Raw genomic sequence first — 24,147 nt, 5'->3', positions numbered from 1 at the left:
GATTTTGCAGGAGGCACCGTAATTTATGTCATCATTTGACTACATCAAGACCGCAATCCGCCAGAAGGGCTGCACGCTGCAGCAGGTGGCGGATGCCAGCGGCATGACCAAAGGCTACCTGAGCCAGCTGCTGAACGCCAAAATCAAAAGCCCCAGCGCGCAGAAGCTCGAAGCGCTGCACCGCTTTCTGGGGCTGGAATTCCCGCGTATGCAAAAGAACATCGGCGTGGTGTTCGGCAAGTTTTACCCGCTGCATACCGGGCATATCTATCTGATCCAGCGCGCCTGTAGCCAGGTTGACGAGCTGCACATCATCATGGGCTACGACGAAACCCGCGACCGTCAGCTGTTTGAAGACAGCGCCATGTCGCAGCAGCCGACCGTGCCGGACCGCCTGCGCTGGCTGCTCCAGACCTTTAAGTATCAGAAAAATATTCGTATTCATGCCTTTAACGAAGAGGGTATGGAGCCGTATCCGCACGGCTGGGACGTGTGGAGCAACGGCATCAAAGCGTTTATGGAAGAGAAGGGCATTGCGCCTAACTGGATCTACACCTCTGAAGAGTCCGACGCGCCGCAGTTCCGCGAGCATCTGGGCATCGAGACGGTGCTGATCGATCCGAAACGCACCTTTATGAACATCAGCGGGGCGCAGATCCGCGAAAACCCGTTCCGCTACTGGGATTACATTCCTACCGAAGTGAAGCCGTTCTTCGTGCGCACGGTAGCTATTCTGGGCGGCGAGTCGAGTGGTAAATCGACGCTGGTCAACAAGCTGGCGAACATCTTCAACACCACCAGCGCGTGGGAATACGGCCGCGATTATGTCTTCTCGCACCTCGGCGGCGACGAGATGGCACTGCAGTATTCCGACTATGACAAAATTGCGCTCGGACACGCCCAGTACATTGATTTTGCGGTGAAATACGCCAATAAAGTGGCGTTTATCGATACCGATTTCGTCACCACGCAGGCGTTCTGTAAAAAATACGAAGGGCGCGAGCACCCGTTCGTGCAGGCGCTGATTGACGAATACCGCTTTGACCTGGTGATCCTGCTGGAGAACAACACCCCGTGGGTCGCTGACGGCATGCGCAGCCTCGGCAGCTCCGTAGACAGGCGAGAGTTTCAGACCATGCTGGTGGAGATGCTCAACGAAAACAACGTTGAGTTTGTGCATGTGGAAGAGTCGGACTACGACTCCCGTTTCCTGCGCTGCGTCGAGCTGGTGAAGGAGATGATGGGGGAGCAGGGGTAAAAAACTTACCCCTCACCCTAACCCTCTCCCAAAGGGAGAGGGGACTTTAACCTCCCTCTCCCTTTGGGAGAGGGCCGGGGTGAGGGAAACAAATCACTCAATACTCAACCACCACTTTCCCCCGCATATGCCCCTCCAGCACTTTACGGTGCGCCTCGGTAATGCTTTCCACGCTCAGCCCGTGCAGCGTTTCACTCAGCGAACTTTCCACCACGCCGTTATCCACCAGCTTGGCTACCTCATTGAGGATCTCACCCTGACGCGCCATATCCGCGGTCTGGTACATGCTGCGGGTATACATAAACTCCCAGTGCAGGGCGGCGGATTTGGACTTCAGCTTGTCCTGGTTCAGCGGACGTTCATTCTCAACGATGGAGCAGATATGCCCCTGCGGCGCAATCAGGTCGCTGACCGCATCCCAGTGCCCGTCGGTGTCGTTGAGGATGAAGATGTAATCCACAAAGGTGAGCCCGTGTTTCGCCAGCTCGCCTTTCAGATCGCGGTAGTTGACGACCACGTCAGCCCCGCGATCGCGACACCACTGGGCAGAATCTTCTCGCGAAGCGGTTGCGATGATTTTCACCTTGCTGTTGTGCTTCGCAAATGGGATCGCCAGCGATCCTACTCCGCCCGCGCCGCCGATGATCAGCAGCGATTTATCGGCCCCGGCATCCTGAATGTTCAGCCGTTCAAACAGACCTTCCCACGCGGTGAGAGCGGTCAACGGCAGCGCGGCGGCAGCCGCCCAGCCGAGGCTGGCAGGCTTGTGCCCGACAATGCGCGCATCAATCAGCTGGTGCGTGGTATTGCTGCCCGGGCGGGTGATGTCGCCCGCGTACCACACTTCATCCCCCGGTTTGAATCCGGTCACGCCAGCCCCAACGGCTTTGACGATCCCGCTGGCATCCCAGCCGAGCACGCGCGGCGCGTTCAGCCCGTTTTTAGCAATGCCCGCGTGGACTTTGGTATCGACCGGGTTAATGGAGACGGCCTTCACCTCTACCAGCAGATCGTGCTCGCCGGGCTGCGGCATCGGCGGGGTGATTTCAATGAAGGTGGACGGATTTTCTGGGTTAACGGCAATGGCTTTAACAGACATGGTGTGCTCCTCAATGGCATGCGTTTTGTTGAGGCTAGTCTATTAAGTGGCCAGTTGCATGATAAGATGGACAATCAAGAACTCAGCGTTCGTACAGGATGAACAATCATGTTTAAACAGCTGCAGGATATGGCGCTGTTCGCGCTGGTGGCGGAGATGGGCAGCTTTACCGCGGCGGCGCAGAAAGCCGAACTGCCAAAATCCAGCGTTAGCCAGCGGATTAGCCAGCTGGAGCAGCAGGTGGGGATCCGCTTGCTCAACCGCACCACGCGCAGGATCAGTCTGACGTTTGCGGGTGAGCACTATCTGGTGCACTGTCGCGAGATGCTGGCAGCCAGCGAGCGGGCAGAGTACGCCATTCAGCGCCTGCGCGAAAACCCGAGCGGGCGGCTGCGCATCACCTGTCCGGCAGGGATTGGGGCGACGCTGCTGGCGCATATGAACGCCGAGTTCCAGCTTCGCTATCCTGACGTTTCGCTGGATGTGTCGATTTCTGATGACGTGGTGGATCTGGTCGAGGCCGGGTTTGACGTAGCGCTGCGCACCGGTAAGCCGCAGGACTCCTCCCTGATTGGCCGGATGATCGGGCACTGCCCGCGCTACATGCTGGCCTCGCCGGGGTATCTGGCGCGTCGGGAGCCGCTGACGCATCCCCGTCAGCTCGTGGATCACCGCTGCATTACGCACCGGGCGTGGTCGGAGTGGCTTCTGCGAAGCGAGAGCGAGGATTACCGCTACCTGCCGGATAACGCGCACATGACCGATAATCTGGTATACGCCCGCGAGTGTGCGATTGCCGGTGCGGGGATCACGCTCTTACCCGCGTTTCTGCTGGAAGATAAAATTGAAAAAGGTGCGCTGGTTCAGGTGCTGCCGGAGTGGAATGTTGAAGGTAACGATCTGTGGCTGGCCTACCCGAGCCGCAAGCTGAATTCGCCTGCGCTGATGAGCTATATCGACTTTGCGATGCAGTTTGACGAGGTGAAGCGGTATTACGTGGGCAAATAAAAAAGCCGGGTGGCGCTCACGCTTACCCGGCCTACAAACTGTGCGGCCTGATGCCCTCACCCTGGCCCTCTCCCACGGGGAGAGGGTACAAACATAAAAAACGGCAACCGAAGTTGCCGTTTTGCTTTTATTTCGCAATACGCTTGTACTTAATACGCTTCGGCTCCAGCGCGTCGGCGCCCAGCGTGCGTTTCTTGTACTCTTCGTATTCGGTGAAGTTACCTTCGAAGAACTCCACCTTACCTTCGTCCTGGTAGTCCAGGATGTGGGTCGCGATACGGTCCAGGAACCAGCGGTCGTGCGAGATAACCATCGCGCAGCCCGGGAACTCCAGCAGGGCGTTTTCCAGCGCGCGCAGGGTTTCGATATCCAGGTCGTTGGTTGGTTCATCAAGCAGCAGAACGTTACCACCCACCTGCAGCAGCTTCGCCAGGTGCAGACGACCGCGCTCGCCGCCGGACAGCTCGCCCACGCGTTTGCCCTGGTCGGTGCCTTTGAAGTTAAAGCGGCCAACATAGGCGCGGCTTGGCATCTCGGTGTTGCCGATACGCATGATATCCAGACCGCCGGAGACTTCTTCCCACACGGTTTTGCTGTTATCCATCGCGTCACGGAACTGGTCAACGGAGGCCAGCTTCACGGTTTCACCCAGGGTGATAGAGCCACTGTCAGGCTGTTCCTGACCGGACATCATGCGGAACAGTGTCGATTTACCCGCGCCGTTCGGACCGATGATGCCAACGATAGCGCCTTTCGGTACGGAGAAGGTCAGGTCGTCGATCAGCAGACGGTCGCCGTAGGACTTACGCAGGTTGGTAACTTCAACCACTTTATCCCCCAGGCGTGCTCCAGGTGGAATAAACAGTTCGTTGGTTTCGTTACGTTTCTGGTATTCGGTGTTGTTCAGCTCTTCGAAGCGTGCCAGACGGGCTTTGCCCTTAGACTGACGGCCTTTCGCGCCCTGACGAACCCACTCCAGCTCTTTCTCGATAGACTTACGACGCGCCGCTTCCTGAGAAGCTTCCTGCGCCAGACGCTGATCTTTCTGCTCCAGCCAGGAGGAGTAGTTGCCTTCCCACGGAATACCTTCGCCGCGGTCCAGCTCCAGGATCCAGCCAGCGACGTTGTCGAGGAAGTAACGGTCGTGGGTAATCGCCACAACGGTGCCTTCGAAGTCGTGCAGGAAGCGCTCCAGCCACGCCACGGATTCCGCATCCAGGTGGTTAGTCGGTTCGTCGAGCAGCAGCATGTCTGGTTTTTCCAGCAGCAGGCGGCACAGCGCCACGCGGCGGCGTTCACCCCCGGAGAGGTTAGCGATTTTCGCATCCCAGTCCGGCAGACGCAGGGCGTCAGCCGCGCGCTCCAGCTGCACGTTCAGGTTGTGACCGTCGTGCGCCTGGATGATCTCTTCATACTTGCCCTGCTGCGCGGCCAGCTTGTCGAAGTCCGCATCCGGCTCGGCGTATTTGGCATACACTTCATCCAGACCTTTCAGCGCGTTAACCACTTCGGAAACCGCTTCTTCAACGGATTCGCGAACGGTGTGTTCCGGGTTCAGCTGAGGTTCCTGCGGCAGGTAACCAATCTTGATGCCAGGCTGCGGACGGGCTTCACCTTCGATGTCTGTATCAATCCCGGCCATGATGCGCAGCAGGGTGGACTTACCGGCACCGTTGAGACCCAGAACACCGATTTTTGCGCCCGGGAAGAAGCTCAGCGAGATATTTTTAAGAATATGACGTTTCGGCGGGACAACTTTGCCGACACGATGCATGGTATAAACGAATTGAGCCACGTTGGACTTCGCCTCTTTTATCGTAATGAGAAGGAATTTCAGCCTCGAAGTGTAGCCTTTTTCACGTCCTAATCCCAGCCAGGAACGTCGGGAGTGTTAAAACGCGCAAGAAAGGTAAAAAAGTGTCCATGACGTGGCGCGTTGAAGGATGCCTGGTTAGCATAAGTTAATTAGACTTTGACGTGGCAAGACGCTGCAATTGACGAAAAAACAATGAGGAAGAGCTTGTGGAAAAAGCCAAACGGGTGGTCTGGCGTCTGCTGGCTGCCAGCGTATGCGTAATGGCGGTAAGCCAGGCGGTGCATGCCGATTCACTGGATGAACAACGTAACCGCTACGCCCAGATTAAACAGGCGTGGGACAACAAGCAGATGGATACCGTGCAGGCGCTGATGCCGACGCTAAAGGATTATCCGCTGTATCCGTATCTGGAGTATCGCCAGATTACGGACGACCTGATGAACCAGCCTACCGTCACCGTGAATAACTTCATTCAGGCGAACCCGACCCTGCCGCCAGCACGAAATCTCCAGTCTCGTTTTGTGAATGAGCTGGCGCGTCGCGAGGACTGGCGCGGCCTGCTGGCGTTTAGCCCTGAGAAGCCGAACGCCACCGAAGCCCAGTGTAACTATTACTACGCAAAATGGGCGACCGGCCAGCAGGAAGAGGCCTGGGCCGGAGCGAAAGAGCTCTGGCTGACCGGAAAAAACCAGCCGAACGCCTGTGATTCCCTGTTTAGCGCGTGGCGTGCTTCCGGCAAGCAGGATCCGCTGTCTTACCTTGAGCGCATCCGTCTGGCGATGAAAGCCGGTAACACGCGTCTGGTGACCACGCTGGCGGGGCAGATGCCGTCCGATTACCAGACGATCTCCACGGCGGTTATCTCGCTGGCAAACGATCCGAACAGCGTGCTGACCTTTGCCCGCAGTACGGGCGCGACCGATTTTACCCGCCAGATGGCGGCGGTGGCCTTTGCCAGCGTGGCGCGTGACGATGTCGAAAACGCGCGGCTGATGATCCCGCAGCTGGTGCAGACGCAGCAGCTCAATGAGGAGCAAACCCAGGAGCTGCGCGACATCGTAGCGTGGCGACTGATGGGCACCGATGTGACCGATGAACAGGCGCGCTGGCGTGACGATGCCATTATGCGTTCGAATTCTACGTCGCTGGTGGAACGCCGCGTGCGCATGGCGCTGGGCACGGGCGATCGTCGCGGGCTCAATACCTGGCTCGCGCGTTTGCCAATGGAGGCCAAAGAGAAAGACGAATGGCGCTACTGGCAGGCCGATCTGCTGATGGAGCGCGGCCGTGATGATGAAGCCAAAGAGATCCTCCATACGCTGATGCAGCAGCGCGGGTTTTACCCAATGGCTGCCGCGCAGCGTCTGGGCGAGGAGTACACCTTCCGTATAGATAAAGCGCCCGCTAACGCGAACCCGGCGCTGACGCAGGGGCCAGAAATGGCGCGCGTTCGCGAGCTGATGTACTGGAATATGGATAACACCGCGCGCAGCGAGTGGGCGAATCTGGTGACCAGCCGCACCACCGATGAGAAAGCCCAGCTCGCCCGCTATGCGTTTGATAATCACTGGTGGGATCTCAGCGTGCAGGCGACGATCGCCGGCAAGCTTTGGGATCATTTGGAAGAGCGTTTCCCGCTGGCGTACAAAGATCTTTTCGATCGCTATACCAGCGGCAAAGATATCCCGCAAAGCTACGCGATGGCGATTGCCCGCCAGGAGAGCGCGTGGAACCCGAAAGTGCGATCCCCGGTGGGCGCCAGCGGCCTGATGCAGATTATGCCGGGCACGGCGACGCACACGGTGAAGATGTTTAATATTCCTGGCTACAGCAGCCCGTCACAGCTTCTCGATCCGGATACCAACATCAACATCGGTACCAGCTATCTCCAGTACGTGTATCAGCAGTTCGGTAATAACCGCATCTTCTCTTCGGCGGCGTATAACGCGGGGCCTGGACGCGTGCGCACCTGGCTCGGCAACAGCGCCGGACGCATCGACGCCGTAGCGTTTGTCGAGAGCATCCCGTTCTCGGAAACGCGCGGCTACGTGAAGAACGTGCTGGCCTATGACGCCTACTATCGCTACTTCATGGGGCAGAAAGATACCCTGATGAGCGATGCCGAGTGGCAGAGACGTTACTGATCGGCGTGGGTTGTGTTATGCTGTACTCGCTAATGAGTACAAGAGGCAGCATAACATGACCCAGCATTCCCCGTATTCCTCGGCAATGGCCGAACAACGTCATCAGGAGTGGCTTCGTTTTGTGGAGCTGCTGCGTCAGTCATACGAGCAGGATTTGCACTTGCCCCTCATGCAGCTGATGCTCACGCCGGACGAGCGTGAGGCGCTGGGCACGCGCGTGCGGATCATTGAAGAGCTGCTGCGCGGCGAGATGAGCCAGCGCGAGCTGAAAAACGAGCTCGGCGCGGGTATCGCAACGATCACCCGCGGCTCGAACAGCCTGAAGTCGGCACCGGTTGAGCTGCGCCAGTGGCTGGAAGCGGTATTACTGAAAAACGCCGGATGACGGCTACGCCTTATCCGGCCTACAAACTTACCGATAAATCGCGTTATGGAACGGGCTTAACGCCAGAATCACCGCCTGGTGGTAAACGCCAGAACGCGTCAGCGCACCTGCGGTAAAGACGCCAATCGCCCCTTCTTTACGACCAATCTCATCGATGCCGGTGTACTGCGACATCACCGGCCCGAGCGCTTCACCCGCACGGACTTTTTCCAGAATGATCTCCGGCAGCGGCAGGGTGGCCGAACGCGCTTCACCGCGCTGCTCACGGCTTTCGATGACCACCCAGCTAAAGGTTGCGCCTTCGTCGATACCTGCTTCAATCGCTACCCAAAAGTCGGCATTCGGGGCCGCGGCCTTAGCGTTTGCCACGCGATTTCGTGCGCCAGCGCGCGTTTCCTCGCTGCCAAACGGCTGTTCAGGAACGCCGCTCTCGACGCCGATGGCCTCAATATGGCAGGATCCGGCGCCGAAGATCTCGTCAAATGCCCTTAGAATTGCCTGAATTTTGGCAGGATTAGTGGTAGCAGAGACAACATGGTGCATAATTAAGCTCGATTCAAAAAAAACTCATCGCAGTATAACGGAAAAAAAGCATGTTACAGGTATACCTTGTTCGCCACGGTGAAACGCAGTGGAACGCCGAGCGACGTATTCAAGGCCAGTCAGACAGTCCTCTCACTGAGAAGGGTGTGCAGCAAGCGTGGCAGGTGGCGGAACGCGCCAGAACGCTGGGCATTACGCACGTTATCACCAGCGATCTTGGTCGCACACAGCAGACGGCGCGCATCATCGCAGATGCCTGCGGCTGTGACGTCATGCTGGAGCCGCGCCTGCGCGAGCTGGATATGGGCGTGCTGGAAAAACGTCATATCGATACGCTGACGGAAGCGGAGGAGGGCTGGCGCCGCACGTTGGTGAACGGTACCGAAGATGGCCGTATTCCTGAAGGCGAATCCATGCAGGAGCTGAGCGTACGCATGCATGCCGCACTGGCGGAATGCCTGAAGCTTCCGGCGGGAAGCCGTCCGCTGCTGGTGAGTCACGGGATTGCGTTGGGCTGCCTGGTGAGCACCATTCTGGGGTTACCGGCTTACGCTGAGCGCCGTTTGCGTCTGCGCAACTGCTCCATTTCCCGAATTGATTATCAGGAAAGCGCGTGGCTGGCGTCGGGCTGGGTAGTGGAGATGGCAGGGGACATTTCGCATCTCGATGCCCCTGCGCTTGACGAACTGCAGCGTTAACGACGTATCGGAATCAAGAATTCCATACGCAGATTGATTGGGCCTTCTTCCGGTTTGGCATCCTGCGCCGGGTAGTAGCGCTCAATGTCCTGACCTTTACGACGATTCAGATTCAGCATCGGCATGCAGGTTCCGTAAACGGTCAGGATAAACTCCTGAACCCCCGTTCCCAGCCCTTCATAGGCGAACATCACGTATTCGCCGCCTTCCAGCACGACAGGCTTCGAACCCTGAATATACCCATTCGCCATCTCTGGCGTCAGCGCGGTGGTGTAGAACACCTCCTGCTCGTCGTCTTTTTCCTGGCTTGGGTGCGTTTCGTTGAGGCCATACAGGATCGGCGGGATGGCCGGTGCGTGGCTCAGGAAGTCGCGCCAGAACTGGACGCGCATCTGATGACGGAACTCAGAAATCTGCTCCAGTGAACAGGAGTAGCTCTGGGTTGTGCCGATCAGATGGGTTTCCGGCAGCGCGACAATTTCATATTTCGGCATTGCGAATTCGCCCAGACGCAGCGGCGGACGCATGCCAAACGAGCTCCAGTCAGGCGAGCGACGATAAAGCGCTGGCGTCAACGAGAACTGTTTTTTAAAGGCGCGGGTGAAGGTCTGCTGTGAATCGAAACGATACTGCAGGGCAATATCCAGAATCGGCCGCGCGGTCAGGCGCAAAGCCACCGCAGATTTTGATAAACGACGTGCGCGAATATAGGCCCCGATAGCATGACCGGTGACATCCTTGAACATCCTTTGCAGATGCCACTTGGAATAGCCTGCTTTAGCCGCCACATTATCCAGTGACAAAGGCTGGTCGAGATGACCTTCCAGCCAGGTGAGCAGGTCGCGAATAATTCCAGCCTGATCCATATACTATCCTCATCCTTAAAACAGCAGGTGCCTGATAACAGGTTAGCGGATAATAGCATTTTTTGATGTTTTAGCATTCAGTGTTTTTTTTGCGCATTCATGCTTTTTAGAGCACATTACAGGCAGATATATTCTAATCCTGTGATCTTGCTACATTTTTGTCTAAAGTGTTGAATAATCGCTCAGTGTAATTTTAAAGAATGGTAACAATATGAAATACAAGACTTTGATCTTCACCGCGCTGATGCTGGTGGTCGGGCGCGCGGCGCAGGCAGAACAGATTGGCTCCGTCGATACCGTATTCAAAATGTTCGGCCCTGACCACAAAATCGTGGTGGAGGCGTTTGACGATCCGGACGTGAAAAACGTCACCTGCTACGTCAGCCGCGCGAAAACGGGCGGTATCAAAGGCGGGCTGGGGCTGGCGGAAGATACCTCCGATGCGGCGATTTCCTGTCAGCAGGTGGGGCCGGTTGAGTTGAGCGATAAAATTAAAAACGGCAAAGCGCAGGGCGACGTGGTATTCCAGAAACGGACCTCGCTGGTGTTTAAAAAGCTGCAGGTGGTGCGTTTCTATGATGCCAAACGCAACACCCTGGCGTACCTTGCCTACTCTGACAAAGTGGTAGAAGGCTCGCCGAAAAACGCGATCAGCGCGGTGCCGATTATGCCGTGGCATTAATTCAGGGATGAACCATGCAACAACCTGTGGTCTGGCTGGTTGAAGACGAAACCAGTATCGCCGATACGCTGATCTACATGCTTCAGCAGGAAGGATTCGCGGTAAAGGCGTTTGAACGCGGTTTACCCGTGCTGGAGGCGGCGCGGCGGCAGGCTCCGGCGCTCGCCATTCTGGACGTCGGGCTGCCGGACATCAGTGGATTTGAGCTTTGCCGCCAGCTGCTGGCGCAGCATCCCTCACTGCCCGTGCTGTTTCTGACGGCGCGCAGTGATGAGGTAGACAAGCTGCTTGGCCTGGAAATGGGGGCTGATGACTACGTTGCGAAACCTTTCTCCCCTCGTGAAGTCTGCGCCCGGGTGCGGACGATTTTACGGCGCATGCAGAAATCCGCCGCACCAGCAGAAACGTTGCGTATCGGGCAGTTTGAACTGAACGAGCCTGCCGCGCGAATTAGCTGGTTCGGGGAAGCACTGCCCCTGACCCGCTACGAATTCTTGCTGCTCAAAACCTTGTTGCAGGCCCCCGGGCGGGTCTTTTCTCGTCAGCAGCTGATGGACAAGGTGTGGGGTGAAGACGGCGACAGCTTCGATCGTACCGTGGACACCCACATCAAAACCCTGCGCGCCAAGCTGCGGGCGGTGAACGAGGAACTGTCACCCATCAGCACCCATCGCGGTATGGGCTACAGTCTGGGCCTTTACTGATGCGCATTGGGATGCGGCTATTGCTGGGGTATTTCCTGATCGTGGCCATTGCCGCGTGGTTTGTGCTGTCGATCTTTGTTCAGGAAGTAAAGCCCGGCGTGCGCAGGGCAACCGAGGGCACGTTGATCGACACCGCGACCCTGTTGGCTGAAATTGGACGTGATGATTTGCTTTCGGGTCATGCGCAGCAGGGCAAACTGGCGCAGGCCTTTTCTCAGCTTCATCAGCGCCCTTTCCGCGCCAATATCGGCGGCATTCATAAAGTGCGTAACGAGTACCACGTCTACATGACCGATGCGCAGGGTCGCGTCGTGTTTGATTCCGCCGGTCTGGCCGTGGGGCAAGATTACTCGCGCTGGAACGACGTCTGGCTGACGCTTCGCGGCGAATACGGCGCGCGCAGTACCCAGATCCATCCTGACGATCCGGAGAGCACGGTGATGTATGTTGCTGCGCCGGTTGTGGAGCAGGGCAAGATTATCGGCGTGCTGTCGGTCGGGAAACCTAACAGCGCGATGGCACCGGTGATCCATCGCAGCGAGCGGCGGATCCTGTGGGCAGGTGGGGCGCTGCTCGGCATTGCCCTGCTAATTGGCCTCGTTGTGGCATGGTGGATCAATCGTTCTATCAGTACGTTATCGCGCTATGCCGACTCGGTGACCACGGATACGCCTCTCCCGCTGCCTAATCCTGGCAGCAGCGAACTGCACAAGCTGGCCCAGGCGCTGGAGAATATGCGCATTCGCCTGGAAGGGAAAAACTACATTGAACACTATGTCCATGCGCTGACCCACGAGCTGAAAAGCCCCATCGCCGCCATACGCGGCGCGGCGGAAATTCTCTCCGAGCAGCCGCCGCCGCAGGTGGCCGCGCGGTTTATCGATAATATTCTGGTGCAAAACGCGCGCATGCAGTCGCTGGTTGAAAAACTGCTCACCCAGGCGCGGCTTGAAAATCGCGTCGAGATTACGCCTCAGAACGTCCGCGTCGATCTGCTGTTTACGCGTCTTGTCGACGCGCGCTCGGCGCTGCTGGCGGCAAAAGAGATTGGGCTGACCCTCCAGCCCGCTTCGCTTCATGTTGAAGGCGATCCCGACCTGCTCGAACAGGCGCTCGGTAATTTGCTGGATAACGCTATCGATTTTTCGCCGCAGGGTGGCGCTATTGAACTGGCGGCCAGGGAAGAGCATGGGCAGATACAGATTCTCGTCGCCGACAGCGGAAGCGGGATCCCGGATTACGCGCTGGAGCGTATTTTTGAGCGCTTCTATTCCCTGCCGCGCGAGAACGGGTTGAAGAGCAGCGGACTCGGGCTGGCGTTTGTCCAGGAGGTGGCGCGTCTGCATCAGGGAGAGATTACATTGCGTAATCGTGATGAAGGCGGCGTGATGGCCACGCTGACGCTTCACCGTCCCTTCACATAACTTCAAACTGACCCCACACGGCCTGGTTACGCTCTCCTCATCACAAAGGAGACGTAATGATGAAATCCCCCCTGTTCTGGAAAATTAGCACCCTGCTGGGGTGCATCCTGCTGCTGTTAGTTCCGCTGTTTATGGTCAGTAATCTGATTTCAGAGCGTGAGAGCTATCGCAACGATGTCGAAAATACGCTTCGTCAGAGCACCAGCGGGCCGCAAAAGCTGGTCGGCCCGATGATTGCGATTCCGATGACGGAGATCTTTTACAAGATAGAGGACGAGAAGAAGGTCGAATACAAGAAAAGCTATATGCATTTCATTCTGCCGGAATCTCTGGTTGTGGAAGGAAACCAGCGCGTGGAGTCCCGCAATATTGGCATCTACGACGGGCAAATCTGGAACACTGACCTGAAGATAAAAGCGCAGTTTAATACCGAAGAGCTGAAGCAGCTGAAAGGGGAAACGATCGCGACAGGGCAGCCGTTTATCGTGACGGGCGTTGGCGATGCGCGGGGTATTGGCACGGTCAGTATCTCTAAAATCAACGGTGAGACGCTAAGCGTGGAACCCGGTTCAGGCGTTTACGGGGCGCTTGCTGGGATCCACATCCCGCTGACCGACAAAGCGCTGGAAGCCAAAACGTTTGCGCTTGAGATGTCCCTCAGCCTGGCAGGAACCGGCAGTTTTGCGGTGGTGCCGGTAGGGCGTAATAGCGAAATGACGCTCAACAGCAACTGGCCGCATCCGGGTTTTATGGGCGATTATCTCCCTGTTAAGCATCAGATAGGTGAGTCTGGTTTCCAGGCGAACTGGCAGAGCAGCTGGTTTGCGAATAACCTTGAGAGCTGGTTCTACGACAAGGAGTCGCCGGAGTGGGAGGCACTCCCGGCCTTTAGCGTCACGGTAGCCACGCCCGCCGATCAGTATCAGCTGACTGACCGTGCGATCAAGTACGCAATTTTGCTGATTGCGCTGACGTTTATGGCCTTCTTCGTCTTCGAAACCTTAACCGGATTACGCCTTCACCCGATGCAGTATCTGCTGGTGGGGCTGTCGCTGGTCCTGTTCTATCTGGTGCTGCTGGCGCTGTCTGAACACGTCGGGTTTACGCCAGCCTGGGTTGTTGCAAGCCTGGTTGGCGCAGCGATGAACGGAATGTACCTGCAGGCCGTGCTGAAAAGCTGGAAGCGCAGCGGGCTGTTTGTGCTGGCGCTGCTCGGGCTGGATGTGGTGATGTGGTTCCTGCTGCGATCGGAGGACAGCGCGCTGCTGCTGGGGTCAGCGGTTCTCGCGCTGGCGCTTTTCGCCGTGATGTACCTGACCCGGCATTTCGACTGGTACTCGCTCTCTCAGCCGAAGCGACCTGAGCCACCCGCAGCACCGGATGACGATACGATGCGGATCTGGAAATAAAAAAAAACGGCGCAAATGCGCCGTTTTTTAATGCGTTAACTGCGGGATTACTCCTGCAGATCGCCACAGAAACGATACCCTTCGCCGTGGATCGTGGCGATGATTTCCGGCGTATCTGGCGTAGATTCGAAATGCTTACGAATACGACGAATGGTCACGTCTACGGTACGGTCGTGCGGTTTCAGCTCACGGCCGGTCATTTTCTTCAGCAGCTCTGCACGGGACTGAATTTTGCCCGGGTTTTCGCAGAAGTGCAGCATCGCGCGGAATTCACTGCGCGGCAGTTTATACTGCTCACCGTTCGGGCTAATCAGCGAACGGCTATTGATATCAAGTTCCCAGCCGTTGAATTTGTAGCTGTCTACGCTACGACGCTCTTCGCTGACCGTACCCAGGTTCATGGTGCGGGACAGCAGGTTGCGTGCACGAATGGTTAACTCGCGAGGATTGAACGGCTTGGTGATGTAGTCATCCGCACCGATTTCCAGGCCAAGAATTTTATCAACTTCGTTATCACGGCCCGTCAGGAACATTAACGCGACGTTCGCCTGCTCGCGCAGTTCGCGCGCCAGAAGAAGACCGTTTTTGCCCGGCAGGTTAATATCCATGATCACCAGGTTGATATCATTTTCAGAAAGGATCTGATGCATCTCTGCGCCATCGGTCGCTTCAAAGACATCGTAGCCTTCTGCTTCGAAAATGCTCTTTAACGTGTTGCGTGTTACCAACTCGTCTTCAACGATAAGAATGTGCGGGGTCTGCATGTTTGCTACCTAAATTGCCAACTAAATCGAAACAGGAAGTACAAAAGTCCCTGACCTGCCTGATGCATGTCGCAAATTAACATGATCGGCTTAACGTGACTAAAGTACGTAATTGCGTTCTTGATGCACTTTCCATCAACGTCAACAACATCATTAGCTTGGTCTTGGGTACTTTCCCTTTGGACCCGACAGTGTCAAAAACGGCTGTCATCCTAACCATTTTAACAGCAACATAACAGGCTAAGTGACACCAGACACCCAATAAAACTACGCTTCGTTGACATATATCAAGTTCAATTGTAGCACGTTAACAGTTTGATGAAATCATCGTAGCGGAATGCTAGCCTTTGTCACAATTTTTCAATAAACCAACTAGTTGCGGACATTGATTTATAAACGAAGCGAATCCAATCAGAATAGGGTATTCATGTTGCTATTATCATTATAAAACATAGGGATAATAGTGTTCTGTTAACATTCTAACTGATTGTTCAGACAAGGAATAGTTTAGCGTTTTTAATTTATTATGAAACGCTATTTCGGTGATTTGTGTTGCAATTTTGTAAATTCGCGCTGCGTAATATGTTGAAGTGCATCACATTTTTACCCGCTAACTGATTAAAAAGAGAGCATAAATGCATCTGTCGATTGTACTGGTTGCCCCAGCCAGAGCCGAAAATATAGGCGCTGCCGCGCGTGCCATGAAGACTATGGGGTTCACCGATTTACGTATCGTGGACAGCACGGCCCACCTGGAGCCTGCGGCGCGTTGGGTTGCGCACGGATCGGGCGATATCCTAGATAATATAACCACTTACGCTACGCTTGCTGATGCGCTGCACGACATTTCGTTTACCGTTGCGACCACCGCGCGCAGCCGTGCGAAGTTCCATTACTATGCCACGCCAGCGGAGCTGGTGCCGATGCTGAGCGAGAAAAGCCAGTGGCTGGAGAAGGCCGCGCTGGTGTTTGGTCGCGAGGATTCCGGATTAACCAACGAAGAGCTGGAGCTGGCGGACGTTCTTACCGGTGCGCCGATGGTAGCCGATTACCCCTCCCTGAATTTAGGCCAGGCGGTCATGGTCTACTGCTATCAATTAGCCTCCCTAATACAAATCCCCCAACCTCCGGCAGAAGGGGCAAATGAAAATCAGCTGGCTGCGCTGCGGGCGCGCGTCGAGCAGCTTTTATCTCAGCTGGGGGTGGCCGACGATCAAAAAATGGCTGACTGGCTGCAGCAGCGTTTGGGCCGTCTTGAGCAGCGGGACACCGCAATGCTGCACCGTTTGCTGCACGATATTGAAAAAAAATTGGCGGAGTAAAATCCTGTCATAAGTTTTTACTATAGCGAATAAGTCTGTCCTGATGGGTTGCATCTGGGCGAATCGGATGAAAATAAATCTGCAAGCAGCGGGAGGTGAGAGTCTCCCGAATTGTGATCAAATTAAAAATTCGTTGACTTAAGGTGCCCGATCCTTTAACCCTAAAAGAATACAGGACAGACAGATAATAATGACAGAGTACACAACATCCATGAAACGCATCAGCATCACCACCATTACTACAACCATCATCATTACCACAGGTAACGATGCGGGCTGACGCGTACAGGAAAAACAAAAAAAGCCCGCACCTGAACAGTGCGGGCTTTTTTTTCGGCTAAAGGAAACGAGGTAGAACCATGCGAGTGTTGAAGTTCGGCGGTACATCAGTGGCAAATGCAGAACGTTTTCTGCGTGTTGCCGATATCCTGGAAAGCAACGCCAGACAGGGGCAGGTTGCTACCGTGCTCTCTGCCCCGGCAAAAATCACGAACCATCTGGTGGCGATGATTGAAAAAACCATCGGTGGCCAGGATGTACTCCCGAACATCAGCGACGCAGAACGTATCTTCGCTGACTTGCTGCAAGGGCTGGCAGAGGTGCTGCCTGGCTTCCCGCACGCTCAGCTGAAGTCCTTCGTTGAGCAGGAATTCGCGCAAATCAAACATGTCCTGCACGGCATCAGCCTTCTCGGACAGTGCCCGGACAGTGTCAACGCGGCGCTGATCTGCCGGGGCGAAAAACTCTCTATCGCCATCATGGCCGGCGTGCTGGAAGCGCGCGGCCATAGCGTGACCGTAATCGATCCGGTTGAAAAACTGCTGGCGGTGGGCCACTACCTCGAATCCACCGTTGATATTGCCGAATCAACCCGCCGTATCGCCGCCAGCAAAATTCCTTCTGACCACATGATCCTGATGGCAGGCTTCACCGCCGGTAACGAGAAGGGCGAGCTGGTGGTGCTGGGCCGTAACGGCTCCGACTACTCCGCCGCCGTGCTGGCCGCCTGTTTACGCGCAGACTGTTGTGAAATATGGACTGACGTCGACGGCGTTTATACCTGCGACCCGCGCCAGGTACCCGATGCCAGACTGCTGAAGTCGATGTCGTACCAGGAGGCGATGGAGCTTTCCTACTTCGGCGCCAAAGTGCTTCACCCGCGTACCATCTCCCCGATTGCCCAGTTCCAGATCCCTTGCCTGATTAAAAACACCGGTAACCCGCAGGCGCCGGGTACGCTGATTGGCGCGAGTACCGATGAGGACGGTTTGCCGGTCAAAGGCATCTCCAACCTCAACAACATGGCGATGTTCAGCGTCTCCGGTCCGGGGATGAAGGGGATGGTCGGCATGGCGGCGCGCGTGTTTGCGGCCATGTCCCGCAACGGTATCTCGGTGGTGCTGATTACCCAGTCTTCTTCCGAATACAGCATCAGCTTCTGCGTGCCGCAGGCCGACTGCCTCCGCGCCCGCCGCGCGCTGGAGGAAGAGTTCTATCTGGAGCTGAAAGAAGAGCTGCTGGAGCCGCTCGCCATTCAGGAACGCCTGGCGATCATCTCCGTGGTCGGTGACGGCATGCGCACGCTGCGCGGTATCTCCGCCAAGTTCTTTGCCGCGCTGGCGCGCGCCAATATCAATATCGTGGCGATTGCCCAGGGCTCGTCTGAGCGTTCAATTTCTGTTGTCGTGGACAACGATGACGCCACCACCGGCGTACGCGTGGTTCACCAGATGCTGTTCAACACCGATCAGGTTATCGAGCTGTTCCTGATTGGCGTGGGCGGCGTGGGCGGCGCGCTGCTGGAGCAGGTGAAGCGTCAGCAGGAGTGGCTGAAGAAGAAACATATCGATCTGCGCGTCTGCGGGATTGCCAACTCCAGAGCGCTACTCACCAACGTTCACGGTCTGAACCTGGAAAACTGGCAGGCCGAGATGAACGAGGCGAAAGAGCCGTTCAACCTGGGCCGCCTGATCCGCCTGGTGAAAGAGTATCATCTGCTTAACCCGGTGATCGTCGACTGTACCTCTAACCAGGCGGTGGCCGACCAGTACGCCGACTTCCTGCGCGAAGGTTTCCACGTGGTGACGCCGAACAAAAAGGCCAACACCTCGTCGATGGATTACTATCACCAGCTGCGTCTGGCGGCGAGCAAGTCGCGCCGCAAGTTCCTGTACGACACCAACGTGGGCGCGGGGCTGCCGGTTATCGAGAACCTGCAGAACCTGCTGAACGCGGGCGACGAACTGCAGCGTTTCTCCGGCATTCTCTCCGGCTCGCTGTCGTTTATCTTCGGCAAGCTGGATGAAGGGATGAGCCTGTCGGAAGCCACCCGCGCCGCGCGCGAGCTGGGCTATACCGAGCCGGACCCGCGTGACGACCTTTCCGGTATGGACGTGGCGCGTAAGTTATTGATCCTCGCCCGTGAAACGGGCCGTGAGCTTGAGCTTTCCGATATCGTGATTGAACCCGTGCTGCCGGCAGAATTTGACAGCAGCGGTGATGTCGCTGCATTCATGGCAAATTTGCCGCAGCTTGACGATGCTTTTGCCGCTCGCGTTGCGAAAGCCCGTGATGAAGGTAAGGTATTGCGCTATGTTGGCAACATTGAAGAAGATGGCGTGTGCCGGGTGAAGATTGCCGAAGTGGATGGCAACGACCCGCTGTACAAAGTCAAAAACGGCGAAAACGCCCTCGCGTTTTACAGCCACTATTATCAGCCACTGCCGCTGGTGCTTCGCGGCTATGGCGCAGGGAACGATGTTACGGCGGCGGGTGTGTTTGCCGATCTGCTGCGTACCCTGTCATGGAAGTTAGGAGTTTAACATGGTCAAAGTTTATGCCCCGGCTTCCAGCGCGAATATGAGCGTCGGATTTGACGTGCTGGGTGCGGCGGTGACGCCGGTGGATGGTTCGCTGCTGGGCGATACGGTTACGGTGGAAGCGGCAGACAGCTTCAGCCTGAATAACGTGGGCCGCTTCGCCAGCAAACTTCCGTCCGACCCGCGCGAGAATATCGTCTATCAGTGCTGGGAACGCTTCTGTCAGGAGATCGGCAAAAACGTGCCGGTCGCCATGACGCTGGAAAAAAGCATGCCGATTGGCTCGGGACTGGGTTCCAGCGCCTGTTCGGTGGTCGCCGCGCTGGTGGCGATGAACGAGCACTGCGGCAAGCCGCTGAACAACAACCGCCTGCTGGGATTGATGGGCGAGCTGGAAGGGCGCATCTCCGGCAGCATTCACTATGACAACGTGGCGCCGTGCTTCCTCGGCGGCATGCAGCTGATGATCGAAGAAAATGGCATCATCAGCCAGCAGGTGCCAGGGTTTGATGAGTGGCTGTGGGTGCTGGCCTATCCGGGCATTAAGGTCTCTACCGCCGAAGCGCGTGCGATCCTGCCTGCGCAGTATCGTCGTCAGGACTGTATCGCCCACGGGCGTCATCTGGCGGGCTTTATTCATGCCTGCTACACCCGTCAGCCGCAGCTGGCGGCGAAGCTGATGAAGGACGTCATTGCCGAGCCGTACCGCACGAAGCTGCTGCCTGGCTTTAACGAGGCGCGACAGGCATCGATGGATATCGGCGCGCAGGCGTGCGGCATCTCCGGCTCCGGCCCGACGCTGTTCGCCCTGTGCGACAAGCCTGACACCGCGCAGCGCGTGGCGGACTGGCTCTCTAAACACTACCTGCAAAATCAGGAAGGCTTTGTTCATATTTGCCGTCTGGACACGGCTGGCGCACGAGTACTGGGATAATTAATGAAACTCTATAACCTTAAAGATCATAACGAGCAGGTCAGCTTCGCGCAGGCGGTAACTCAGGGGCTGGGCAAAAACCAGGGGCTGTTCTTCCCGCATGACCTGCCGGAATTCCAGCTGACCGACATCGACGAGCTGCTGAAACAGGACTTCGTCACCCGCAGCACCAAAATTCTGTCTGCGTTTATTGGCGACGAAATTCCGCAGGAGCTGCTGGAAGAGCGCGTGCGTGCGGCGTTCGCTTTCCCGGCGCCGGTGAAGCAGGTTGAGCCTGACGTTGGCTGCCTGGAGCTGTTCCACGGCCCGACCCTGGCGTTTAAAGACTTCGGCGGCCGCTTTATGGCGCAGATGCTGACCCACATCAGCGGCGACAAACCGGTGACCATCCTGACCGCGACCTCCGGGGATACCGGTGCGGCAGTGGCGCATGCGTTCTACGGCCTGAAAAACGTCCGCGTGGTGATCCTCTACCCGAAAGGCAAAATCAGCCCGCTGCAGGAAAAACTGTTCTGTACGCTCGGCGGCAACATTGAAACCGTGGCAATTGACGGCGATTTCGATGCCTGCCAGGCGCTGGTCAAGCAGGCCTTCGACGACGAAGAGCTGAAGGTGGCCCTGGGTCTGAACTCCGCCAACTCCATCAACATCAGCCGTCTGCTGGCGCAGATCTGCTACTACTTCGAAGCGGTGGCGCAGCTGCCGCAGGAAGCGCGCAACCAGCTGGTGATCTCCGTGCCGAGCGGTAACTTCGGTGACCTGACGGCAGGTCTGCTGGCGAAATCCCTGGGTCTGCCGGTGAAACGCTTTATCGCCGCGACCAATGCCAACGACACCGTGCCGCGCTTCCTGAAAGACGGGAAGTGGGCGCCGAACGCCACGCAGGCGACGCTCTCCAACGCGATGGATGTGTCACAGCCGAACAACTGGCCGCGTGTGGAAGAGCTGTTCCGCCGTAAGATCTGGCGTCTGGGCGATCTGGGCTACGCTGCGGTGACGGATGAAACCACCAAAGAGACGATGCGCGAGATGAAAGCGGTGGGGTATATCTCTGAACCGCACGCGGCGATTGCCTATCGCGCGCTGCGCGACCAGCTTAACCCGGGTGAATATGGCCTGTTCCTGGGCACCGCGCATCCGGCAAAGTTCAAAGAGAGCGTAGAAGCGATCCTGGGCGAAACGCTGCCGCTGCCGAAAGAGCTGGCCGAGCGCGCCGACCTGCCGCTGCTGTCACATGAGCTGCCCGCAGATTTTGCCGCGCTGCGTAAGCTGATGATGACGCGTGCGTGAATGTGTTGCCCGGTGGCGGCTACGCCTTACCGGGCCTACAACGACCACGATGACCTAATCGTAGGCCGGGTAAGGCGAAGCCGCCACCCGGCTTTTTTTATGGAGAAATTAAGGAGGAAAAAAGCAGGAAAAAAGCAGAAATTCCCAATAAATGCGGTCACTTAGCGTTTAGGATTGCAGAGAATAACATCCCCCGTTCCCCTCGCGTACTCTCCTTACATCGGCCCACGTTGGGCAAGAAGAATAAGGAGTCACCTGTGTCTACACTGAAACCTGCGCTCATCGCGCTTTCACTGATGCTGGCCGCCCCCATGGCGGTTCAGGCATCTGAAATTACTCTCGTACCTGCGGTAAAACTGCAGATTGGCGACCAGGATAATAACGGGCATTACTGGGACGGCGGCCGCTGGCGCGACCACGACTGGTGGAAGGCGCATTATGACTGGCGTGATAACCACTGGCGTCCACATGATGAGCATCGTAAACACGACGATCGTCACGATGACCATCACCACGATGACCACCGCGACGATCGCGGCCCGGACTGGAAACACCATTAATGCAAAACCCCGCCAGCTGGCGGGGTTTGTTTTTACTGCTCGTGGCGCTTAAACACCAGCTCGCCTTTCCCCGACGACGACTCGTCAAAGAAATAGCCTTCGCTGTTAAAGGCGGTCAGCTGCTCCGGCTTCGTCAGGCGGTTCTGGATGATGTAGCGGCTCATCAGGCCGCGCGCTTTCTTGGCGTAAAAGCTGATCACCTTGAACTTGCCGTTTTTCTCGTCGAGGAATACCGGCTTGATAATCTCCGCATCCAGCTTTTTCGGCTTCACCGACTTGTAGTATTCATCGGATGCCAGGTTTATCACCACGTTATCGCCCTGGGCATGCAGCGCCGCGTTCAGTTTGTCGGTAATGATATCGCCCCAGAAATGGTACAGATCTTTGCCTTTGGCATTTTCCAGGCGAATCCCCATCTCCAGACGATACGGCTGCATCAGATCCAGCGGGCGCAGTACGCCGTACAGACCCGACAGCATGCGCAGATGCTGCTGGGCAAAATCGAAATCGGCTTCGCTAAAATCTTCCGCCTGCAGGCCGGTGTAGACATCACCTTTAAACGCCAGAATCGCCTGGCGAGCGTTCGCCGGGGTGAAATCCGGGTGCCACTCGTGAAAGCGGGTCGCGTTAAGATCGGCCAGCTTGTCGCTGATGCTCATCAGCGAGGCGATTTGCGGCGCAGAGAGCCTACGCGCTTCGCGGATCAGCTGTTGCGAGTAGTCCAGCAGTTCAGGCTGGGTATAGCGCTCGGTGGCGAGCGGGCTCTGGTAGTCGAGCGTTTTTGCAGGTGAAATCAGAATCAGCATATCCAGTCCTTGCAGGAAATTTAGAGCGACTTTAGCAAAAAATCGCCCTGAATTGATCGATAGCTGTTATTGCCGCGGCAAATCATCCCACGTGCCGGGGGCAAGCTGCGCCTTAACGTCGGGATAGCGTGCGGGATCAAATACCGGCGGAACGCCGAGTTTGCGCTGACGCAGATAGTCTCTGGCAATCAGGGTCACAACGGGCGAGAGCAGCAGGATAGCAGTGAGGTTCGTGATCGCCATTAGCGCCATAATGATATCGGCCAGCTGCCAGACCAGCGGCATACTGAGGAAGGATCCAGCGATGATCATCAGTATAACCGCGAGACGCAGGGTTCCGATTGCGGCGCGGGAGTCGAGCTTCAGGAAAATAAGGTTATTTTCGGCGTAGAGGTAATTCACCACAATCGAACTGAAGGCAAACAACACCAGAATGAGCGAGACAAACCCTGCTCCCCAGCCGCCTGTCAGGTTCACCAGCGCCTGCTGGAGAAGCTGTATCCCGGCGGTACCAGAAGAATGCGGGACGGGGCCTGCCAGCAGCAAAATCATGGCGCTGGCGGAGCAGATGATAATGGTATCGGTAAAGACGCCAATCATCTGCACAATGCCCTGTGCGGCCGGATGCGGCGGCCAGGAAGAGGCGGCAGCGGCCGCGTTGGGGGTTGACCCCATTCCGGCTTCATTGGAGAACATGCCCCGCTGAAAACCCGCCATCAGCGCCTGGCTAAAGGTGTAGCCCAGCGCCCCGGAGGCCACTTCGCGCCAGCCAAACGCGCTTTTGACGATGGTCGTAATCACGCCCGGCACCTGGTCGATATGCAGTGCGGCGACGAACAGGCTCGCGGCAACCCAAAGCAGCGCCATAACGGGAACCAGCCACTGCATCAGGCGGGCGATGCCCCTGAGACCGGCTGAAATGGTGAGCAAAACGACGAGGGCTAACACGATACCGGCGATCCACTCCGGGCAGGAGAAGGCGTAGCGCAGGGCATTGGCGACAGAATTTGCCTGGACGGTATTAAAAATAAGGCCGTACGCGAGCAGTAAAAAAAGCGAGAACAGAACGCCCATCCAGCGCATCCCTAAGCCACGCGCCATGTACCAGGCAGGACCGCCGCGAAACTGGCCGTTTTTATCTTTCTCTTTATAAAGCTGGGCGAGCGAACTTTCGGCGAAGGAGGTGGCCATCCCGAGTAGCGCCGTCACCCACATCCAGAAGACCGCGCCTGGCCCACCGGCGCTGATGGCCAGCGCAACGCCAGCCAGATTTCCGCTGCCGAGGCGTGCAGCCAGGCTGGTACAGAGTGCCTGGAACGACGTTAATCCGCCCGGCTGGGGCGTAACGCTGTTTTTCAGACTTCTGCCAAACTTGCGAATATAACGAAACTGGATAAACCCACTGCGTAGCGTGAACCAAATACCTGCTCCCAGAAGCAGGTAAATCATTATCGAACCCCACAGGACTTCGTTAATAAAGAAAAAGAAATCAGGCATTAACGTCCCTCTTGTTGATGCCAATGTGAATATGTAAGCGCTACCACTGGTTGGGCATGCTGTTGCTTAGCAGCCTGTTAATCTTCCGAGTTTACCATACTCTGCCTAAGCGCACTGTC

At 56.7% G+C, this 24,147-nt stretch carries 23 protein-coding genes and 1 other annotated feature; of the genes, 16 read left to right on the top strand and 7 right to left on the bottom strand.

What is annotated here, in order from left to right; all coding sequences use genetic code 11:
• The first annotated feature begins 25 nt into the window (after positions 1-25).
• Positions 26-1,258 (top strand): multifunctional transcriptional regulator/nicotinamide-nucleotide adenylyltransferase/ribosylnicotinamide kinase NadR, encoded by a 1,233-nt coding sequence (gene nadR / locus DFO52_RS15365; RefSeq protein ID WP_015572616.1) that lies wholly within the window; start codon positions 26-28, stop codon positions 1,256-1,258.
• A gap of 97 nt (positions 1,259-1,355) precedes the next feature.
• Here nadR and DFO52_RS15360 read toward each other — a convergent pair whose 3' ends face one another.
• Positions 1,356-2,357, bottom strand: coding sequence for a zinc-binding alcohol dehydrogenase family protein (locus DFO52_RS15360; protein WP_133550698.1), 1,002 nt, complete (start codon positions 2,355-2,357; stop codon positions 1,356-1,358).
• Positions 2,358-2,465: 108 nt separating this feature from the next.
• On the opposite strand from DFO52_RS15360, the gene DFO52_RS15355 reads away from it, so the two are divergent.
• Entirely contained in the window at positions 2,466-3,365 is a 900-nt protein-coding gene (locus tag DFO52_RS15355; protein ID WP_121932462.1) for a LysR family transcriptional regulator, read from the top strand.
• Between the two features lie 127 nt (positions 3,366-3,492).
• Here the strand turns inward: DFO52_RS15355 and ettA are convergent, their stop codons facing one another.
• Positions 3,493-5,160 carry an energy-dependent translational throttle protein EttA gene (gene ettA / locus DFO52_RS15350; RefSeq protein ID WP_006810191.1) on the bottom strand — a complete coding sequence of 556 codons (1,668 nt, stop codon included), beginning with the start codon at positions 5,158-5,160 and terminating at the stop codon, positions 3,493-3,495.
• A gap of 227 nt (positions 5,161-5,387) precedes the next feature.
• On the opposite strand from ettA, the gene sltY reads away from it, so the two are divergent.
• Together sltY and trpR are read left to right on the top strand one after the other, a co-directional pair.
• Complete coding sequence (gene sltY, locus DFO52_RS15345) at positions 5,388-7,325, top strand: murein transglycosylase (RefSeq protein WP_133550697.1); 1,938 nt, start codon at positions 5,388-5,390, stop codon at positions 7,323-7,325.
• Positions 7,326-7,380: 55 nt separating this feature from the next.
• Positions 7,381-7,710 (top strand): trp operon repressor, encoded by a 330-nt coding sequence (trpR, locus tag DFO52_RS15340; RefSeq protein ID WP_010427104.1) that lies wholly within the window; start codon positions 7,381-7,383, stop codon positions 7,708-7,710.
• 27 nt (positions 7,711-7,737) lie between these two features.
• Here trpR and yjjX read toward each other — a convergent pair whose 3' ends face one another.
• Positions 7,738-8,253, bottom strand: coding sequence for an inosine/xanthosine triphosphatase (gene yjjX / locus DFO52_RS15335; protein ID WP_023334447.1), 516 nt, complete (start codon positions 8,251-8,253; stop codon positions 7,738-7,740).
• Between the two features lie 50 nt (positions 8,254-8,303).
• On the opposite strand from yjjX, the gene gpmB reads away from it, so the two are divergent.
• Positions 8,304-8,951 carry a 2,3-diphosphoglycerate-dependent phosphoglycerate mutase GpmB gene (gene gpmB, locus DFO52_RS15330; protein WP_023310332.1) on the top strand — a complete coding sequence of 216 codons (648 nt, stop codon included), beginning with the start codon at positions 8,304-8,306 and terminating at the stop codon, positions 8,949-8,951.
• Here the strand turns inward: gpmB and robA are convergent.
• Entirely contained in the window at positions 8,948-9,817 is an 870-nt protein-coding gene (gene robA / locus DFO52_RS15325; protein WP_029740850.1) for an MDR efflux pump AcrAB transcriptional activator RobA, read from the bottom strand. The two genes, gpmB and robA, sit on opposite strands and share 4 nt — an antisense overlap.
• 211 nt (positions 9,818-10,028) lie before the next feature.
• Here robA and creA point away from each other — a divergent pair, with 211 nt between their 5' ends.
• Genes creA through creD form a run of 4 tightly spaced genes read left to right on the top strand, consistent with a single transcriptional unit; the run spans position 10,029 to position 14,036 of the window.
• Positions 10,029-10,499, top strand: a complete 471-nt coding sequence (creA, locus tag DFO52_RS15320) for a protein CreA (RefSeq protein WP_029740851.1) — start codon at positions 10,029-10,031, stop codon at positions 10,497-10,499.
• Between the two features lie 14 nt (positions 10,500-10,513).
• Positions 10,514-11,203, top strand: coding sequence for a two-component system response regulator CreB (gene creB / locus DFO52_RS15315; protein ID WP_133550696.1), 690 nt, complete (start codon positions 10,514-10,516; stop codon positions 11,201-11,203).
• Positions 11,203-12,627 carry a two-component system sensor histidine kinase CreC gene (creC, locus tag DFO52_RS15310; RefSeq protein ID WP_133550695.1) on the top strand — a complete coding sequence of 475 codons (1,425 nt, stop codon included), beginning with the start codon at positions 11,203-11,205 and terminating at the stop codon, positions 12,625-12,627. The genes creB and creC overlap by 1 nt, the downstream gene beginning before the upstream one ends.
• A gap of 56 nt (positions 12,628-12,683) precedes the next feature.
• Positions 12,684-14,036, top strand: coding sequence for a cell envelope integrity protein CreD (gene creD, locus DFO52_RS15305; RefSeq protein ID WP_133550694.1), 1,353 nt, complete (start codon positions 12,684-12,686; stop codon positions 14,034-14,036).
• Positions 14,037-14,083: 47 nt separating this feature from the next.
• On the opposite strand, the gene arcA is transcribed toward creD, so the two are convergent.
• Positions 14,084-14,800 carry a two-component system response regulator ArcA gene (arcA, locus tag DFO52_RS15300; protein ID WP_003856501.1) on the bottom strand — a complete coding sequence of 239 codons (717 nt, stop codon included), beginning with the start codon at positions 14,798-14,800 and terminating at the stop codon, positions 14,084-14,086.
• A gap of 95 nt (positions 14,801-14,895) precedes the next feature.
• On the opposite strand from arcA, the gene yjjY reads away from it, so the two are divergent.
• The 7 genes from yjjY to DFO52_RS15265 all read left to right on the top strand — a co-directional run bounded on the left by yjjY (position 14,896) and on the right by DFO52_RS15265 (position 21,725).
• On the top strand, positions 14,896-15,036 hold the full coding sequence (gene yjjY / locus DFO52_RS15295) for a protein YjjY (RefSeq protein ID WP_085928893.1): 141 nt from the start codon (positions 14,896-14,898) through the stop codon (positions 15,034-15,036).
• A gap of 399 nt (positions 15,037-15,435) precedes the next feature.
• Positions 15,436-16,122 (top strand): tRNA/rRNA methyltransferase, encoded by a 687-nt coding sequence (locus DFO52_RS15290; RefSeq protein ID WP_032660775.1) that lies wholly within the window; start codon positions 15,436-15,438, stop codon positions 16,120-16,122.
• Positions 16,123-16,333: 211 nt separating this feature from the next.
• Positions 16,334-16,402: a thr operon leader peptide gene (gene thrL / locus DFO52_RS15285; RefSeq protein ID WP_015572623.1), complete on the top strand. Its 69-nt coding sequence runs from the start codon at positions 16,334-16,336 to the stop codon at positions 16,400-16,402.
• Positions 16,341-16,457, top strand: a sequence feature (Thr leader region). (Overlaps the previous gene by 62 nt.)
• A gap of 24 nt (positions 16,458-16,481) precedes the next feature.
• Complete coding sequence (gene thrA / locus DFO52_RS15280) at positions 16,482-18,944, top strand: bifunctional aspartate kinase/homoserine dehydrogenase I (protein ID WP_133550693.1); 2,463 nt, start codon at positions 16,482-16,484, stop codon at positions 18,942-18,944.
• Between the two features lies 1 nt (position 18,945).
• Complete coding sequence (gene thrB, locus DFO52_RS15275; protein ID WP_023310337.1) at positions 18,946-19,875, top strand: homoserine kinase; 930 nt, start codon at positions 18,946-18,948, stop codon at positions 19,873-19,875.
• A 3-nt stretch (positions 19,876-19,878) separates the two neighbouring features.
• Positions 19,879-21,165: a threonine synthase gene (gene thrC, locus DFO52_RS15270; protein WP_133550692.1), complete on the top strand. Its 1,287-nt coding sequence runs from the start codon at positions 19,879-19,881 to the stop codon at positions 21,163-21,165.
• Between the two features lie 257 nt (positions 21,166-21,422).
• Complete coding sequence (locus tag DFO52_RS15265) at positions 21,423-21,725, top strand: DUF2502 domain-containing protein (RefSeq protein ID WP_063439481.1); 303 nt, start codon at positions 21,423-21,425, stop codon at positions 21,723-21,725.
• A gap of 32 nt (positions 21,726-21,757) precedes the next feature.
• Here DFO52_RS15265 and yaaA read toward each other — a convergent pair whose 3' ends face one another.
• Both yaaA and DFO52_RS15255 read right to left on the bottom strand, forming a co-directional pair.
• The gene (yaaA, locus tag DFO52_RS15260) at positions 21,758-22,531 is read right to left on the bottom strand and encodes a peroxide stress protein YaaA (RefSeq protein ID WP_133550691.1); all 774 of its coding nucleotides are present in this window, start codon (positions 22,529-22,531) and stop codon (positions 21,758-21,760) included.
• A gap of 66 nt (positions 22,532-22,597) precedes the next feature.
• Positions 22,598-24,028: a sodium:alanine symporter family protein gene (locus DFO52_RS15255; RefSeq protein WP_133550690.1), complete on the bottom strand. Its 1,431-nt coding sequence runs from the start codon at positions 24,026-24,028 to the stop codon at positions 22,598-22,600.
• Positions 24,029-24,147 lie beyond the last annotated feature (119 nt).

This window comes from Enterobacter sp. AG326, assembly GCF_004362415.1.
Taxonomy (GTDB): domain Bacteria; phylum Pseudomonadota; class Gammaproteobacteria; order Enterobacterales; family Enterobacteriaceae; genus Enterobacter; species Enterobacter asburiae.
This window is presented reverse-complemented; position numbering and strand designations above follow the sequence as displayed.

Excerpts from the sequence above, each read along its gene's own strand:
- nadR (WP_015572616.1), top strand. The coding sequence starts at position 26 with ATGTCATCATTTGACTACATCAAGACCGCAATCCGCCAGAAGGGCTGC.
- DFO52_RS15255 (WP_133550690.1), bottom strand. The coding sequence starts at position 24,028 with ATGCCTGATTTCTTTTTCTTTATTAACGAAGTCCTGTGGGGTTCGATA.
- trpR (WP_010427104.1), top strand. The coding sequence starts at position 7,381 with ATGACCCAGCATTCCCCGTATTCCTCGGCAATGGCCGAACAACGTCAT.
- robA (WP_029740850.1), bottom strand. The coding sequence starts at position 9,817 with ATGGATCAGGCTGGAATTATTCGCGACCTGCTCACCTGGCTGGAAGGT.
- gpmB (WP_023310332.1), top strand. The coding sequence starts at position 8,304 with ATGTTACAGGTATACCTTGTTCGCCACGGTGAAACGCAGTGGAACGCC.
- creA (WP_029740851.1), top strand. The coding sequence starts at position 10,029 with ATGAAATACAAGACTTTGATCTTCACCGCGCTGATGCTGGTGGTCGGG.
- thrC (WP_133550692.1), top strand. The coding sequence starts at position 19,879 with ATGAAACTCTATAACCTTAAAGATCATAACGAGCAGGTCAGCTTCGCG.
- yjjX (WP_023334447.1), bottom strand. The coding sequence starts at position 8,253 with ATGCACCATGTTGTCTCTGCTACCACTAATCCTGCCAAAATTCAGGCA.
- arcA (WP_003856501.1), bottom strand. The coding sequence starts at position 14,800 with ATGCAGACCCCGCACATTCTTATCGTTGAAGACGAGTTGGTAACACGC.
- yaaA (WP_133550691.1), bottom strand. The coding sequence starts at position 22,531 with ATGCTGATTCTGATTTCACCTGCAAAAACGCTCGACTACCAGAGCCCG.
- thrB (WP_023310337.1), top strand. The coding sequence starts at position 18,946 with ATGGTCAAAGTTTATGCCCCGGCTTCCAGCGCGAATATGAGCGTCGGA.
- creC (WP_133550695.1), top strand. The coding sequence starts at position 11,203 with ATGCGCATTGGGATGCGGCTATTGCTGGGGTATTTCCTGATCGTGGCC.
- creB (WP_133550696.1), top strand. The coding sequence starts at position 10,514 with ATGCAACAACCTGTGGTCTGGCTGGTTGAAGACGAAACCAGTATCGCC.
- DFO52_RS15360 (WP_133550698.1), bottom strand. The coding sequence starts at position 2,357 with ATGTCTGTTAAAGCCATTGCCGTTAACCCAGAAAATCCGTCCACCTTC.
- DFO52_RS15355 (WP_121932462.1), top strand. The coding sequence starts at position 2,466 with ATGTTTAAACAGCTGCAGGATATGGCGCTGTTCGCGCTGGTGGCGGAG.
- creD (WP_133550694.1), top strand. The coding sequence starts at position 12,684 with ATGATGAAATCCCCCCTGTTCTGGAAAATTAGCACCCTGCTGGGGTGC.
- DFO52_RS15290 (WP_032660775.1), top strand. The coding sequence starts at position 15,436 with ATGCATCTGTCGATTGTACTGGTTGCCCCAGCCAGAGCCGAAAATATA.
- thrA (WP_133550693.1), top strand. The coding sequence starts at position 16,482 with ATGCGAGTGTTGAAGTTCGGCGGTACATCAGTGGCAAATGCAGAACGT.